The sequence below is a fragment of the Bradyrhizobium sp. BWC-3-1 genome, assembly GCF_032917965.1.
GTDB classification, from domain to species: domain Bacteria; phylum Pseudomonadota; class Alphaproteobacteria; order Rhizobiales; family Xanthobacteraceae; genus Bradyrhizobium; species Bradyrhizobium canariense_D.
In genome coordinates this window covers 704,611-716,849 of the sequence record NZ_CP136625.1, presented here as the reverse complement: position 1 = coordinate 716,849, position 12,239 = coordinate 704,611, and the positions used below count along the sequence as shown (strand labels likewise).

Annotated in this window: 12 protein-coding genes and 1 tRNA gene; 8 read left to right on the top strand and 5 right to left on the bottom strand. The window is 64.0% G+C overall.

From position 1 onward, the window contains the following. The 3 genes from RX329_RS03450 to RX329_RS03440 all read right to left on the bottom strand — a co-directional run bounded on the left by RX329_RS03450 (position 1) and on the right by RX329_RS03440 (position 3,637). Positions 1-2,154: a GumC family protein gene (locus RX329_RS03450; RefSeq protein ID WP_085361154.1), complete on the bottom strand. Its 2,154-nt coding sequence runs from the start codon at positions 2,152-2,154 to the stop codon at positions 1-3. A 151-nt stretch (positions 2,155-2,305) separates the two neighbouring features. Next, entirely contained in the window at positions 2,306-2,464 is a 159-nt protein-coding gene (locus RX329_RS03445; protein WP_018453041.1) for a hypothetical protein, read from the bottom strand. Positions 2,465-3,160: 696 nt separating this feature from the next. Next, entirely contained in the window at positions 3,161-3,637 is a 477-nt protein-coding gene (locus RX329_RS03440) for a hypothetical protein (RefSeq protein WP_244561233.1), read from the bottom strand. Positions 3,638-3,874: 237 nt separating this feature from the next. Between RX329_RS03440 and RX329_RS03435 the strand changes: the two genes are divergently transcribed. After that, positions 3,875-4,099 (top strand): hypothetical protein, encoded by a 225-nt coding sequence (locus RX329_RS03435; protein WP_240543316.1) that lies wholly within the window; start codon positions 3,875-3,877, stop codon positions 4,097-4,099. A gap of 129 nt (positions 4,100-4,228) precedes the next feature. Here RX329_RS03435 and RX329_RS03430 read toward each other — a convergent pair. Then, positions 4,229-4,305, bottom strand: a tRNA-Arg gene (locus tag RX329_RS03430). Between the two features lie 163 nt (positions 4,306-4,468). Then, the gene (locus tag RX329_RS03425; protein WP_026232446.1) at positions 4,469-5,968 is read right to left on the bottom strand and encodes an ATP-binding protein; all 1,500 of its coding nucleotides are present in this window, start codon (positions 5,966-5,968) and stop codon (positions 4,469-4,471) included. Positions 5,969-6,350: 382 nt separating this feature from the next. On the opposite strand from RX329_RS03425, the gene rpmH reads away from it, so the two are divergent. The 7 genes from rpmH to RX329_RS03390 all read left to right on the top strand — a co-directional run bounded on the left by rpmH (position 6,351) and on the right by RX329_RS03390 (position 12,102). Continuing rightward, entirely contained in the window at positions 6,351-6,485 is a 135-nt protein-coding gene (gene rpmH, locus RX329_RS03420) for a 50S ribosomal protein L34 (RefSeq protein ID WP_008542748.1), read from the top strand. Between the two features lie 27 nt (positions 6,486-6,512). Continuing rightward, positions 6,513-6,926 carry a ribonuclease P protein component gene (gene rnpA / locus RX329_RS03415; RefSeq protein WP_018453036.1) on the top strand — a complete coding sequence of 138 codons (414 nt, stop codon included), beginning with the start codon at positions 6,513-6,515 and terminating at the stop codon, positions 6,924-6,926. Between the two features lie 13 nt (positions 6,927-6,939). Continuing rightward, positions 6,940-8,799: a membrane protein insertase YidC gene (gene yidC, locus RX329_RS03410; RefSeq protein ID WP_085384274.1), complete on the top strand. Its 1,860-nt coding sequence runs from the start codon at positions 6,940-6,942 to the stop codon at positions 8,797-8,799. A 110-nt stretch (positions 8,800-8,909) separates the two neighbouring features. After that, positions 8,910-9,563: a ribosome biogenesis GTP-binding protein YihA/YsxC gene (gene yihA, locus RX329_RS03405; protein WP_085351580.1), complete on the top strand. Its 654-nt coding sequence runs from the start codon at positions 8,910-8,912 to the stop codon at positions 9,561-9,563. Continuing rightward, positions 9,563-9,928, top strand: coding sequence for a DUF423 domain-containing protein (locus RX329_RS03400; RefSeq protein ID WP_085361179.1), 366 nt, complete (start codon positions 9,563-9,565; stop codon positions 9,926-9,928). The genes yihA and RX329_RS03400 overlap by 1 nt, the downstream gene beginning before the upstream one ends. Positions 9,929-10,159: 231 nt before the next feature. Continuing rightward, complete coding sequence (argB, locus tag RX329_RS03395; protein ID WP_007597683.1) at positions 10,160-11,047, top strand: acetylglutamate kinase; 888 nt, start codon at positions 10,160-10,162, stop codon at positions 11,045-11,047. Between the two features lie 68 nt (positions 11,048-11,115). Next, on the top strand, positions 11,116-12,102 hold the full coding sequence (locus RX329_RS03390; protein WP_018453032.1) for a DUF1036 domain-containing protein: 987 nt from the start codon (positions 11,116-11,118) through the stop codon (positions 12,100-12,102). Positions 12,103-12,239: the final 137 nt, after the last annotated feature.

Below are 12,239 nucleotides of genomic sequence, written 5' to 3'. Positions count from 1 at the left end.
TCAAACCGCCCTGCTAAGCGCACCGCCGTCCGGGTGAGGCGCGGCAGAGCCGGCGGGCGCATGATTGACGACGAGACCGGTCGGCACGGTGGCGTACTTCGACAGCGCGGCGGTCACCCGTCGCATCGCCGCCGAACCGAGCTCGCCGGCGCGCACCACCGGGATGATCAGGTCCGCGTGCGCGGCGAGCGCGATCGCATCTGGCTGCAAGGCAAGATTGTTCGCATGGACGATGATCAAGTCGAACTCCGAGCGAATGTCGTCCTCCGGCCGCGCATCGGCCTTCCTGCCGGCGCTCAGCAGCTCGTCGATCGACTGGAGTCCTGCCGTGGTCGAGCCGTCCTGCCATTCGGTCACCGGCGGTTGGGCGCCCGCGAATTCCGGCTGCAGCCGGATCAGCACGCTCATCATGCCGCGATTGACGGCCGCGCGGTTGAGCGAGCGCGCAACGGTGTTGCCGCCGGCGCTCTTGCCGACCGACAGCACGAGGGCGACCTTGCAGCCACGCACTGGGGCACGATCGATACGCTCGAGCAGCGGACGCAAGTAAGCGCCGAGATCGACCTCGGCTGGGGCGGCAATCGGTCGTTGCCAGACAGTGTTGGGCGCCGCTCCCGACATCAGTTCGGGAATGCGGGACCAGACCGGAAGGTTCGGCATCGCCTCGGGTTGCTGCACGGCCGGAGCCGGACGTTGGGCTTGCCGCTTGGGCGTCTCCCTCGCCTCCGCCCGCGCGGGCGTTCGAGCCGGAGCCTCGGCAGGATCGGACTTGTCGGACATGCTCATCATCGCCGCAACCGTAGCGGTTGACGTCAGCAGCGAGCCGATCGCGAGCGCGGCGAGCAGCAAGGCGAGCGGCGGACGCGTCGAGCGCAGCGGCGGGATCGCGGGCGAAGCGATCTTGGTCTGCGAGCTCTGAAGCTGACGCTGCTCGTTGGTCGTCTTGAACCGCGACAAAAACTGCTCGTAGATGTTCTTGTTGGCATCGGCATCGCGCTGCAGCTCCTGCAGCTTCACGAGCGCCTGGCCGTCCACCAGCATCTGCGTCTCGACCGCCTTGAGCTGCTTTTCCAGCGCGGCCTGCTGCTCGAGCTGGGCCTCGTATTCGGACTTCGCGGTGTCGATGTTCTTCTTCCGCTCGACCTCGATCTGCCTGTTGATGTCAGCCAACTGGCTGTAGGAGATCGCAAGATCAGGATGGCGGTCGCCGTAGACCGCCTTCTTCTGTGCGATCTGGTCGTTCAGGGTCGAGCGCTGCGCGCGAAGCATGCTCAGGAGATCCTGCTTCACCGGACCTTCGACATTGGCCTTGAGATCGCGCTGCACCTGCTCGTAACGCGCCTTGGCTTCCTCGGTGCGCGCACGAGCCGCGGAGACCTGCTGGTTCAGGTCGGTCACCCGCAATTGCTGGGTGGTGGAATCCTTGCCGGCATTGAGGATCTTGTGCTCGAGCCGGAAGGCTGCGACGGCGTCTTCCGAGACGCGCAGGCGCTCGCTGAGCGTCTTCAGCCGGTCCTTGAGCCAGTCGGCCGCCTCGTCCGTCGCATCGCTGCGGACGCGGCTCTGGGTCGCGACGAACGCCTCTGCGATGGCATTGGCATAATACGCTGCCCGCTCCGCACTGTTCGAGGTGAACGAGATGGCGATGACGTAAGTCAGGCCGCGACGCGAGATATCGAGGCGGCTGCGGAGTTTTTCGAGCAGGCGCGTCATGTCGGTATGACCGCCTGCGATATCCTCGTCGTCGGCGATCTTGAGCTTCTCGATCAGGGGCCGGAGAAAGCCGTCCGATTTGGCGATCTCGATCTGGCTCTGAAGCGCAGCGGCGTCCTGGCCGATGCCAGGCAGCACGTCCTGATCCGTGGTCACGCGCAGCTCGCGGGGATCGACCACGACGAGCGCCGTCGCGGCATAGCGGACCGGCAGCACCATCAGCACGGCGACGCCGAGCGCGAAGAGTGCCAGCGCCAGCATCAGGATGCGCCGGCCGTTCTCACGCAGGAAAGAGAACGCGCCGGTGAGGGTCAGCGATCCCTTGATCAGCGCGGGGGCGGTGTTGTCGGGCGTCGCCGCCGCAGCCCGCGGCGCTTCCCACGAAGCCGCGGGCTCCGTCGGGGCGATGCTTCGCGGAGATGCGCTTCTACCGAACGCCATGGGGTTGGACTCGAAATCAACTAACAGGCACAGCCTAGAGACTTGCTGCACCGTAAATATCCATGGTTAACCCGCGGTTACGGCTGCCGCGAAGCTCGGTAAACGGTTCGTTAAGGAGACGACGCACTTCGACGACCCGGCGCGCCGGATCTCAAAACAAAGCGGCGTTGCCAGCCTGCCCGTAGATCATTGCGGCCACGAGAGAGAGCAGCAAGCCCGCGCCCGAAAAGATCACGAGGACTTTCAGAGTTTCGACATCAACGTTGGTTCTCGTCGCGCGGGATATCGCCTTTGCCAGTGCAGCCATCATCGCCAGCTCCGAACAGGCCGCGCGGAGGCGCGACCTGTTTTGTCTAGCGTCATTGGGCGCATTTGCGTGTGAAGCAGATTACAAGTGATGTTGCGTGCTGCACCTCGCACCGCCGGCCGAGCGTGCCTGGATCTTACCATTCATAGCACACCGCGCCCTTGCCTGCGCAGCAGCTGTGACGTGCCCTCGCGTATCACGGGCGGTCGCGCGATATACATCTTTTGCGGGAACCCGCCGACTTGCTGGCACTTTGCGGTGCAGGCTCGCGGCCGGCATTATTCTCAACTGATTCTCGTCTGACGAGGTACGGATGCCGCGGCCGATCATCGGCGCGGTCCCTGTCAGGCGGAAACGATCTTGGTGCCGAGGATGATTCGGCGTCGTCAGGGGAGTACAATTTGCCATGCCTGGGATGACTGGACTGCAGCTGGCCGGCGCTGTCGCCGCGGAGCGCCCCGGGACGGTCATCCTCCTGAGCCCGGGATACGCAGAGATTCCCAGCAACGAACGATCCAGCCTGCCGCGCTTATCAAAGCCATTCGACCAGGCTGCGTTGGCGAAGGCTATCGAGGCGGCAATGCGCGAAGACGAGCCAAGCGGATCCATCGTCGCTTTTCGGCCGAAGAGCGCGTGAAAGCCGGATGATGAATGGCGCACCGTCTGGTGCGGTCCCGATTCGGAAGCGCCAATGGTCCATCAAATCCCGCCGGGAAGCTCAACGCCCGCTTCCGTCAGGTCACGGAGGAATTTCCGCACCAGGAGCATGTTAGTTCTCTGCAACTCGTGATTATTGCCGAACTTGAACTGGTTGGCTTCGGTTACGATCAGACCCTGGTCGGTCTCGCGGAAAATGCCTTGCTTCTTCAAGCGATCGGCGCGCCGCCGAACGGTTTCGATCGGCAGACCGAAAAAGCGGGACAGGGCGGCACGGGAAACGCCCTGCTTGATCTTGTCCGGCTCCACCGCCTGGATACTGCCAAATTGCCGGTCGAGTTCGGGGGTCTTCATGATCTTGAGAACGTTGGCGTTCAGGACCGCATGAATGATCATCAAGTCCAGCGGATCGAAATCGTAGTGGCGGAACATTTCGCTGGCTGCGCACAGCATGTAGGCCAACGAGTGGCGGGAGACGGTTCGGATCAAATCCGACGCGATGTCCTCGCCTTCAGTCATACCAACCATCACCAGTCCCCGATTCTACGGATGTCCGGTCCGACGCCCACAAGCCGGTTCTATGTATCCGTGGCGCACCGCGCGTGAGGCAGGACCGGTCTGCTGTTTCCCCCAATATGGGTATGGTTGCGGTTCAATCGGGTCAATAGCCGGCTTGTCGGCAATATCATTTTCACCGATACGGGATTGAGTGGCCGGGCGCGCAATTGGCGCGTGCCAACGGTGGTCGTGGGCCAAATGACATTCATCATCGAAGCTGTAAAAGACGACTGCCGCACCGTGGATTTCCGTGACAGCGCGATCGTTGCGGTGATCCTGGCCCGCAAGCATTCGGTGAATGGTTTTGTAGTGTCGATCACGGCTCCGGACGGGCAGCTTTTTTCCGCCGATCAGTTCAACCGTTTGCTGACGAGCAAGGGGCTTGGTTCGGATCTGGCGGCGCAAGATGTAGGGCGGCGCTAAAGCGGGCTTTGTCGGCGGTACGCAGAATCCCGAACAGTGCAATTGATTGTCATCGCGCCGAAACGGGTGCGCCGCCTGCGGACGAAACGAATGGATGCGGGAAATCGGCGTCGATCGCGTATTCGAAAATGGCGCGCCCGGAACGATTCGAACGTCCGACCCTCAGATTCGTAGTCTGATGCTCTATCCAGCTGAGCTACGGGCGCGTTTTTCGCTGACATTGCGGGCGTGGCCCGCAGGCAGCCCCCGGCGACGCCGGAGGGGTGCGAAAGAGCGCCCTGACTAACCGCTCTTGCCCCAATTGGCAAGGTCCGGATTGAGGTGATTTTGCTGGGAAATGACGGTTTCCGCACTCAGCCGCCGGCCGACCTACGCCCGCGCCCGCTCGTTGCGGACGGAGAGCAGTTCCACGGGGCGGTCGGGGATGACGATCCGGAAGGTGGCACCGATGGTGCCTTCGACCAGATGGATGTCGCCGCCATGGGCGCGGACCAGCTCGGCGGCGATGGCAAGGCCGAGGCCGCTGCCGCCGGGGCGGCCGGAGGTCTGGAACGCCTCGAACAGGTGTTCGCGAGTCTTCTGCGGCACGCCAGGGCCGGTATCGGAGACCTCGAGGATGGCGACCGCGCCCTCGCGTTTTCCCGTGATCCGGATCTGCTGCGCGCCGCCCTCGGCGGACGCATGGCTTTCCAGCGCTTGGGCGGCGTTGCGGACGAGGTTGAGCAGCACGCGGAAGAGCTGGTCGGGATCGGCATCGACCGCGAGCCCGCGCTCGATTGCGGCGACCCAGGAGATCGAGGCGTCGGAGGCAAGGCCAGCGGTCTCGCGCACCTCAAGCACCACCGGCTCGATCATGATCATGCGCCGGTCGGGCGCGGCTTCCTGGGCGCGGCCGTAAGACAAGGTCGACTGACAGAAGGCGATGGCGCGCTCGAGCGAGCGGACGAGTTTTGGCGCAAAGCGCTGCACCCGCGGATCCGGCACGCTGGCGAGCTGGTCCGACAGGAGTTGTGCCGAGGCCAGCAGATTGCGCAGGTCGTGATTGATCTTGGAGACGGCGAGGCCGAGGGCGGCGAGCCGGCTCTTCTGATGCAGCATCGACATCAGGTCGCGCTGCATGTCCGACAATTCACGCTCGGCAACGCCGATCTCGTCGCTGCGCTGGCTCGGCACGATGATCCCCGCCGAACTCTCGGGATTTTCGTGGAAGCCGACCAGGCTCGCGGTCAGCCGCCGCATCGGGCGCACGAAGAGATAATGCATGGCGAGATAGACGAGGCCCGCGGTCAACACAGCGATGATCAGCGCGACCACCACGACGTTGCGGGAGAAGCGGTACATCGACTGCCGCAGCGGCAGCTCGTCGGTGACGATCTCCATGAACTGGGCGTTGCCGACGCCGGGCCCGACGATCCGGATGGCCTGGTTGCCGGTCTCCAGCATCATCCGGAACGAGCCGGTGATCGCCTCCCACGCCGTCATGTCGCGCAGGTCGATGTCGTGCTCGATCGCGGCGGGCAGATTGTCGCTGGCGAGCAGACGGCGCTGCTGGCCCATCTTGATGGCGACGGCGCGCGCATTGATGCTTTTCAGGATCTCGCGCGAGAGCGAATCGGGGACCATGCCGAGCGGCGCCGCATCGAGCACCAGCGCCGCCGTGTTGGCCGCGGCGACGCGGTCGTTGAGCCGGTTGACCCAGAAGTTGGCGATGGCCGGCACGTAGAGCAGGATGGCCGCGATCATCACCAGGGGGACGGTGAGCAGCAGCAGCTTGCCGGACAGCCCAAGTCCGCGCGTCCCACGCGGCAGCGCCGCCGGCGGGTCCCGCTGATCCCCATCCTGGATCGGCTGGAGGTCTGTCGCTGCCACGAAATTCGCCCTCGCTGCCTTTACCGGGTTGAAGATTTGGCTGGTGAAGGGTTTGGCGCGTACGAAGATGCGGCCCGCCCCCAGCGCGGTCAAATTACAGATCGTCAATCTGCCAAGGTCGGATGTAAGCGCAGATTTGGCGAGTCGCTACCTCAAGGGTTAAAAACCCCGCACAAACAGCGATATTCGCCGGAATTGAGCTCTTGTGCGGCGTTGACGAAAAGAAGGCGCTCGCTTATAAGCCGCGCAATTGTCCGCGATGACCCGGTGTGACCGCCGGGAGCGGCTCTCTTGGGGCCGAAAAAGGCCCGTTTTGGGCAGCATCTTCCGGACTTTATCATCAATTCTACAGGCAAATTGCCCGGTCAGCGGAGAAAAACCCGTGAAGCGGACTTATCAACCCAGCAAACTGGTGCGCAAGCGCCGTCACGGCTTCCGTGCCCGTCTCGCCACGGCCGGCGGCCGAAAGGTGCTCGCCGCCCGCCGCGCTCGCGGCCGCAAGCGTCTGAGCGCCTGAGCCGGACCCCCTTTTTGGGATTTCATCATGGATCGGCTGAGGCAGCGAGCGGATTTCCTCGCCGTTGCCAATGGCGCGCGGGTGAATAGCCCCGCGTTCGTCCTGCAAAGCCGCGGTCGCGACGATAGCGGCCCGATCCGGATCGGCTTCACCGTCACCAAAAAGAACGGCAACGCCCCCGAGCGCAATCGCATCCGGCGCCGGCTTCGCGAACTGGTGAAGCGGCTCGATCCGGTGTCGATGCAGCCCCATCATGATTATGTGCTGGTCGGCCGAAGGGACGCGCTCTCGCGCGGCTTCGCCACCATGCTCGACGATCTGCGCATAGCGTTCGCGAAGCCCGCGCGGCATACGCACAAGGGACGCGGCTCAAAAAGCAGCCCAACAACCGACGGCTTAAAGCCCGGCCCCGCTCCTGCGACCAGCCGCAAACCGGATTGATGACGAGAGAATGATGACCGACAACCGCAATACCATCCTCGCCGTCATTCTGTCGGGCTTCGTGCTGATCGCCTGGCAATATTTCTACAACATGCCGGCGATGGAGAAGCAGCGCGCCCAGCAACAGGCGCAAGCCGAGCTGCAGAAGACCACGCCGCAGCCGACGGCTTCCGCGACGCCGGGCGCCACGCCGCAGGCCGGCAGCACGGCCCAGCCGTCGACGCCGAGCGCGAACCAGCAAGCCCAGCCGATTCAAAGCCGTGACACCGCCATTGCTGCCAGCCCGCGCGTGAAGATCGAGACGCCGCGGATCGCCGGCAGCATCTCGCTGAAGGGCGGCCGTATCGACGACGTCGCGCTGGTGCAATTCCGCGAAACGGTCGATCCGAAGTCACCGCCGATTATTCTGTATTCGCCCTCGGGGACCGCGGAGCCGTATTACGCCGAGTTCGGCTGGGTACCGGCGACGGGCGTGACGGCGAAACTGCCGGACGCGCAGACCGTCTGGCAGCAGGACGGCAGCGGCAGCCTGACGCCGACGACCCCGGTGCTGCTGAAATGGGACAATGGCGAGGGCCTCAGCTTCCGTCGCACCATCTCGGTCGACGACCACTACCTCTTCACCGTCAAGGACGAGGTGAGCAATGTCGGCAACGCGCCGGTCACGCTCTATCCGTTCGCACTGATCTCGCGCCACGGCACGCCGCAGGTCTCCGGCTACTACATCCTGCATGAAGGCCTGATCGGCTATCTCGATGGCTTGCAGGAATACGCCTACAAGAAAATCGACGAAGCCAGGACGGTGAACTTCAAGGCCACCAATGGCTGGCTCGGCATGACCGACAAATACTGGGCCTCGGCGCTGCTGCCGGACACCAGTGCGCAGATTCAGGCGCGCTTCTCGTCGAATCCGAGTGGCAACGTCCACACCTACCAGACCGATTATCTGCTCGATCCGGTCACCGTCGCGATCGGCGGCTCCGCGACCGCGAACGCGCGGCTGTTCGCCGGCGCCAAGGAAGCCAGCGTTGTCGGCATCAACTTCCCGCTCGCCGGCCATGGCGGCTACAACAAGGAACTCGGCCTCAACCATTTCGATCTGTTGATCGACTGGGGCTGGTTCTACTTCATCACCAAGCCGATGTTCCTCGGTCTCGACTTCTTCTACCGCTTCTTCGGCAATTTCGGCATCTCGATCCTGCTCGTGACCGTGATCGTGAAGCTCCTGTTCTTCCCGCTGGCGAACAAGTCCTACGCCTCGATGGCGAAGATGAAGTCGGTCCAACCGCAGCTTCAGGCGCTGAAGGAGCGCTTCCCCGACGACAAGGTGAAGCAGCAGCAGGAGATGATGGAGATCTACCGCAAGGAGAAGATCAATCCGGTCGCCGGCTGTCTTCCCGTGGTGATCCAGATCCCGGTGTTCTTCTCGCTGTACAAGGTGCTGTTCGTCACCATCGAGATGCGGCACGCGCCGTTCTTCGGCTGGATCAAGGATCTTTCCGCGCCGGACCCGACCAACCTGTTCACTCTGTTCGGGTTGATCCCGTTCGATCCGACCACTATCCCGGTGTTCGGCCACTACCTGGCGCTCGGCATCTGGCCGATCATCATGGGCATCACGATGTGGTTCCAGATGAAGCTGAATCCGACGCCGCCGGATCCGACGCAGCAGATGATCTTCAACTGGATGCCGCTGATCTTCACCTTCATGCTGGCGGGCTTCCCGGCGGGGCTCGTGATCTACTGGGCCTGGAACAACACGCTCTCGGTGCTCCAGCAGAGCTACATCATGCGCCGCAACGGCGTGAAGGTGGAGCTGTTCGACAACATTCGAAACTCCTTCAAAAAAAAACTGACGACTGAGGCGACGTAGCCGTCATTGCGAGGAGCGAAGCGACGAAGCAATCCAGAGTCCCTTCGCGGATGCATTTCTGGATTGCTTCGCTTCGCTCGCAATGACGCGGACAAACAGAAAGCCTTCGCATGAATGACGACAAAGATGCGAAGCTGATCGAGGTCGGGCGAAAGCTGTTCACGCGCGACTGGCAGTTCATCTGGGCCTCGCCCTCGACTGAAACGCTGCCGCCGATGGCGGGGCTGGAGATCGCTTTTGCCGGCCGCTCCAATGTCGGCAAGTCCAGCCTGATCAACGCGCTGACCGGCCGCAACGCGCTCGCGCGCACCTCGCATACGCCGGGCCGCACCCAGGAGCTGATCTTCTTCGAGGTCCCCGGGAAAAGTGACCTGCGCCTGGTCGACATGCCCGGCTATGGTTATGCCAAGGCACCGAAGAGCCAGGTCGCGTCCTGGACCGAGCTGATCCACAAATTCCTGCTCGGACGCGCGAGCCTCGCGCGCGTCTACGTGCTGGTCGACGCGCGGCACGGCCTCAAGGACGTCGATCTCGAAGTCCTGAAGACACTCGATCGCTCCGCGGTCAGCTACCAGCTGGTTCTGACCAAGGCCGACCAGATCAAGGCCGCCGAGCTTCAATCGCGCATCGTCGAGACCGAGGCCGCGCTCGCCAAGCGTCCGGCCGCGTTCCCGAACGTGCTCGCGACCTCGTCGCGGAGCGCAACCGGCATGGCCGAGCTGCGCGCCGCGATCGCCAAGCTGCTGGAAGAGCGCACCTCGTAATGGTGGCGTTCCGCCTGTTGATCGGGCTTGCCGGTATGATGGGCGCCGCCGGCGTCGCGCTGGCCGCCGCTTCCTCGCATGGCGGCGATGCGAGCCGGCTCGCCGCCGCAAGCGCCATGCTGCTGTTTCATGCAACCGCCATACTCGCGACCGTCGCCCTGCTCGGGCGCGGCCTTCTGCACGGCGGAATTGGCATCATCGCCGCGTCCGGCTTCGCAGCCGGCGCCGCGCTGTTCGCGGGCGACCTCACCTTGCGGCAATATGCCGGCCATTCGCTGTTTCCATATGCGGCGCCGACCGGTGGATCGGTGATGATCTTGAGCTGGCTGGCGGTGACGCTCGCGGCGGTGATGGTGAAGAAATAGTGGCTCTTTGTTCCTTCTCCCCTTGCGGGAGAAGGTGGCGCGAAGCGCCGGATGAGGGGTTCTCTCCACGAACTCACTATTGCGCGCGCGGAGAGAACCCCTCACCCGTCTCGCCGCTATCGCGGCGATCCACCCTCTCCCGCAAGGGGAGAGGGGAAGAACATCACTTTGCGCCCCGCCCGCCAATCGGATAGAACGCGGCCCGAGTATCCCGCCAGCGAGATCCGCCTCATGACCGAAATCTCCCCGCTCGACCAGGCCCGCATCCTGTCCGAAGCGCTGCCGCACATGCAGCAGTATGACGAGGAAACCATCGTCATCAAGTATGGCGGCCATGCCATGGGCGACGAGGAGACCGCGAAGAATTTTGCCCGCGACATCGTGCTGCTCGAGCAGACCGCGATCAATCCGGTGGTGGTGCATGGCGGCGGCCCGCAGATCGCGACCATGCTCAAGCGCCTCGGCATCGTCTCGGAATTCGCAGCCGGCCTGCGCATCACCGATGCCGCCACCATCGAGATCGTCGAGATGGTGCTCGCCGGCTCCGTCAACAAGCAGATCGTCGGCTACATCAACGAGGCCGGCGGCAAGGCCGTGGGCCTGTCCGGCAAGGACGCCAATATGGTGAAGGCGTCCAAGACGACGCGCACCATCATGGATCCGGACTCGCACATCGAGAAGGCGGTCGATCTCGGCTTCGTCGGCGATCCCGAGAAAGTCGATCTCACGCTGCTCAACCAGCTGATCGGCTACGAGCTGATCCCCGTGCTCGCGCCGCTCGCGACCTCGAAAGAGGGGCAGACGCTGAACGTCAACGCCGACACTTTCGCAGGTGCCGTGGCCGGCGCGCTTAAGGCAAAGCGGCTGCTGCTGCTCACCGACGTGCCGGGCGTGCTCGACAAGTCCAAGAAGCTGATCCCGCAGCTCTCGGTCAAGGACGCGCGAAAGCTGATCGCGGACGGCACCATATCGGGCGGCATGATCCCGAAGGTCGAGACCTGCATCTACGCGCTCGAACAGGGCGTGGAGGGCGTCGTCATCATCGACGGCAAGATGCAGCACGCGGTGCTGCTCGAGCTCTTCACCAACACCGGCACGGGCACGCTGATCCACAAGTGAGAGAAGAGCGGACAGGAACAGTGCTGGGAGAGCGGCGGCCTCGCCGCTCCGTCCTGACGCGCTTCCTGATGACGCTCCCTGCCGCGGCCATCTCGTTCGTGTTCTCCTCCGCACCGGCCTTCGCCGACCTGAAAATCTGCAACCGCATGTCCTATGTCGTCGAGGCCGCGATCGGCATCGACGACAAGGCGGCGACCGCGACGCGCGGCTGGTTCAGGATCGACCCCGCCACCTGCCGCGTGGTGGTGCAGGGCACGCTCTCCGCCGACCGCATCCTGCTCAACGCCCGCGCACTCGGCGTCTACGGCGCATCCCCGATCCCGCAGAACGGCAGCGACACGCTGTGCGTCGCGCAGGACAATTTCGTCATCGCGGCAGCGCGGCAGTGCCGCAGCGGCCAGACCCAAGCCGCCTTCACCCAGATCACCCCGACCCAAGGCGCGGACGGCAATTTCGTCGCCTATCTCGCCGAGGACTCCGAGTATGACGACGAGCAGGCCCGCCTCGCCGGCATCCAGCGGCTTTTGGTGATCGCAGGTTACGACGCCGCGCCGATCGACGGCGTCGACGGGCCGAAGACGCAAGGCGCGCTGGCCGCTTTCCTGAAGAGCCGCGGATTGTCGTCCGACATCCTGTCGTCGCCGAACTTCTTCAAGACCATGGTCGATGCCGTGCAGACGCCGTCTGCGACAGGCCTCACCTGGTGCAACGACACCGCGCACAAGGTGATGGCGGCGGTCGCCACCGACGACGGCAAATCGGTGACGAGCCGCGGCTGGTATCGCATCGACCCCAAGACCTGCCTGCACCCTGATGTGAGCGGCCAGCCGAAGCAGATATTCAGCTTCGCGGAAGCCATCGACGCCGATAACCGAATCGTCAAGCTGAAGGACAAGCCGCTGAACTGGGGCGGCGACAAGCAGCTTTGCACGCGCGAGACCAAGTTCGAGACCAACGAGCAGACCGACTGCGGCGCGCGCGGTTTCGCGGCCACGGGCTTTAGCGCGGTGGACATGTCGAGCGGCGGCAAGACGCTGCGGTTTGCAATGCCGTGACGGGTGCTGTTGTGATGGTACCGGTGCCACGCACGCCGCTGTCGTCCTGGCGAAAGCCAGGACCCATTACCCCAGGATTGGGTTTGGCGAAGAACGACGACCGCAGTGCCCCAATGATCGGTCACGGCGTATGGGTC